Below are 3192 nucleotides of genomic sequence, written 5' to 3'. Positions count from 1 at the left end.
TGGCATGACTCCGTATCAGTATTCAAAATCAATTGCGTAATCTAATTGATGTTCCAGTTTTTCTTGACCAGGTCACATCCTATTCCTCAAACCATTTTTCTATTTTAATTCCATTTAGAAAAATTTGCAGCAGAAACCTATTAACTTATGGGCTACAATACCATGACCATATAATGCGCAATTATTTGTGTGTTCTAATGTTTTAGCGTTTTATTTTTGATTAAGTGCTGGTCGCAAACACTTTATTAAGATATGAAAGATACTAGCTTGTCAGTCTACGATAGAACGGGGTTGACAACTTAGAGAAATCCTTAATTATTGGCTATATCATGATATATAAGGTTCTATAGGTATTCACAGTGAAAGAGCTTGTTTCATAGTATATAAGAAACGCTGTATTAAGATTTGAAGAGACTAACTATGAAAGATTCAGGGGTAAAGTATGGATGAAAAAGGTGGAAAAGTTTATAAATAAAGGCTATTCTTTATCAAAAGAAAGGTGATCAAAATGGAGCAATTACAGGATGTCAAAAGCGATATACAGGAAGTGAAACAAGATATAAAGGATATCAGGATTGAAATGAAAAGATTAGAAATGCGTACAACAGGGAATGAAAAAGATATTATCAATATTAACAAACAATTGGATAAAATCAGTGCAAATACAACTTGGATTCTACGCCTGATTGTGGGTGGTATCATAGGGACTATTCTCATGTTCTTATTCAAGGGTGGCGTATAAAAGATAGATTTAGTGACCTACTGACGAATTATCCAAGATTGAAGTGGGAGCTTTTCAGTTCCGTGACGAAAGAAACCTTTTGAGTCCATGAGTGTTACTTCGGTGTATCTCTTCTTAGATATCCAACGATTGGACGCACATTTGGAAAAAGTTAATATTTTACACAGGAACCGAACTGCTTGGCTTTCGCACTCTATTTTCTTCCTGCAACCTTCTGTATCTAGTGATCAAAGAACTTCATAGGGCTAGTTTATCAAACGTTTTTGGCTATGCCAAGTCGAAATGCCTCTCCCGCCTATCATTGAACCATCGCCTTTTATACGCTTGAGTAAGGATATTTATTCCAGTATGTTTTTGAAAAGGAAGGGATTCCTATGAAAATACATTTTATCTTATAGGGAATATTTTTCTGATTAGACCTCTTGATTCTGGAAGAATCTTGCCGTGAACACAACTTATCCAATTTATAGGTAGATGTTAATAAATCATCAAAATGAATATATAACTCCAGCTGTATCAACTGCAGATTTAGAACATCCAGATCCGAAAAATAATCTAAATTTTTTTATATGTTTATCCTACGAGGTACTTACACAGAAAAGAAAACAATCGGCTTAAAGTTGGACAGGGGGTACTTAAACCGCACATTAGATACTATATCAAAATAGTTAGTAATCAATCCTTGGAATAGCTATAAAACGGTGACAGCATATTTTACAGATTGTCGAATAAATGTGGGCAGTGCTACTCATAATACGTTCGTTTATAAAGATCTAAATAATTCGATTCAAAAAGCATCTCCACTTCCTTTCTATACAAATTTTATAGGGAATTTAGGCTCGGAAAATCTCAGATGGTATATGCTACGTTTCCAAGGCAATAACGAAATGGATTTTATGTTGTGCAACCAGAGAAAATATTATATAAAATGTTTATAGTTATGATGATGTTTTAGGATGATACTAGATAATGGTTACAATGAAATAGAAAAAGTTAGAGTACTTCTTTTTTAATCAGTATGTATAAGATATTCATACTGATTTTTTGTGTGAGATTTAAAAAATTTCTCAACTTTCAGATGTTGATGGTCGTTTACAGATTTTGTATGATTCAAATAGGATGTTACGTTTGTAAGAAATTGTGTTAAATGAAGTTCATTGTGTATAAATAGAGAAAGAAAATGTACTAAATCAAAATTAATTAATCAGTAGCATTGATTTTTAAGCATTTAATACACAATCTATTATTAAATAATTAAAGTATAGGAGAATGTTTATGGGAAAAAGAGCAAAATGGTTGAGTAGTATTTTAATTTTTTTTGTATGTGTAATAACTATGGGAGTCATACGTGCACAAGCTGAACAAATTAATAAGCAAACCATATATGGTAAACAGGATAATTATCTTTACATGGGAACAATGGATTTAAAATCGCAAAATTTATTCTAAGAAAATGGTAGAGTATATTATCGATTAGCACCTTCTGGTGCAATGGATGCGCTATCTCCGGTTGCTTTACCTCCTCATATAGGGGAGCAGTATCTGGCTCATCGAGCTTCTTTAGAAGGGTGGATGATACAGGTGTATATGAGACAAACAGAAAATTTACCAGGAAAATGGATCCAAGAAAGAAAATTAGATTTTTATAATATATTTAGACAGTATCAAGGAACAGCGTATCAATATGTATTACCGTTTTAATTAAGATAAAGAGAAATGCATTCTGATTATATTAGTCTTTTGAATAAATGTAAGTATTTGGATTTTATTTATACTAAATGAATTATTTGCACAACACTTTATTTCAAACAACATTCCCTTGAACTACAAAATAATTGAGAAAATAAAGGGAGATATTTTGAAAAAAGTAGCATTCTATCCGTCGTTAATCATGCATACACTATGTATACACCTAGATAATCACCATGTGTGGGGCACCTTTATCGGGAGGTGAAGGTGTTTTTTTATATTTTAAACATATCTAGTGTATCTCTTACATTTATTATATTATTTTTGTTGTATAGTACAACATTCCATTTTATGAAAAAGTAATCCAGTCTTGCTATGCTGGATTACTTTTTCATTATTCATATTTTACACAAAAAGCGCGATTTTTCACTCCTGATGCAACAAGTACAGATTACTAATAACAATTACGGTTCTGTTGTAAATTTTTCTAAGTGGTTCTGCTTTAATTGGTAGATAAAAAGATGACTCCTCTCTGAGAATCATCTTTTTTGTAATAGGGTATAACAATAAATAATACAAATAAAGCTACTATTTATAAAAACTACATATAGTAGCTTTATTTCTTACAGATACAACAGGGTACCTTTATAGGATATATATGTTACCTAGTCAAATTTGTGAATGATATTTGTAACTACTCAGCTTTTTCAGACAAAAAAGCAGGCCAAATACATGTTTCCGATTTGAAAACATGAAAAAAA

General features: G+C 31.4%; 2 protein-coding genes. Both read left to right on the top strand.

Translation table 11 applies throughout. From position 1 onward, the window contains the following. Window positions 1-508 precede the first annotated feature (508 nt). Window positions 509-742, top strand: a complete 234-nt coding sequence (locus JDS99_RS30220) for a hemolysin XhlA family protein (RefSeq protein ID WP_199696416.1) — start codon at window positions 509-511, stop codon at window positions 740-742. A gap of 1275 nt (window positions 743-2017) precedes the next feature. After that, window positions 2018-2191, top strand: coding sequence for a hypothetical protein (locus JDS99_RS30215; RefSeq protein ID WP_199696415.1), 174 nt, complete (start codon window positions 2018-2020; stop codon window positions 2189-2191). The last annotated feature ends 1001 nt before the right edge of the window (window positions 2192-3192 follow it).

It is taken from the genome of Bacillus cereus group sp. N6 (assembly GCF_016483705.1).
GTDB lineage: Bacteria > Bacillota > Bacilli > Bacillales > Bacillaceae_G > Bacillus_A > Bacillus_A wiedmannii.
The sequence above is the reverse complement of the archived record's forward strand: the minus strand, read 5'-3'. Positions and strand labels throughout refer to the sequence as shown.

Coding starts and splice junctions, on each gene's coding strand:
- JDS99_RS30220 (WP_199696416.1), top strand. CDS start 509: ATGGAGCAATTACAGGATGTCAAAAGCGATATACAGGAAGTGAAACAA.
- JDS99_RS30215 (WP_199696415.1), top strand. CDS start 2,018: ATGGGAAAAAGAGCAAAATGGTTGAGTAGTATTTTAATTTTTTTTGTA.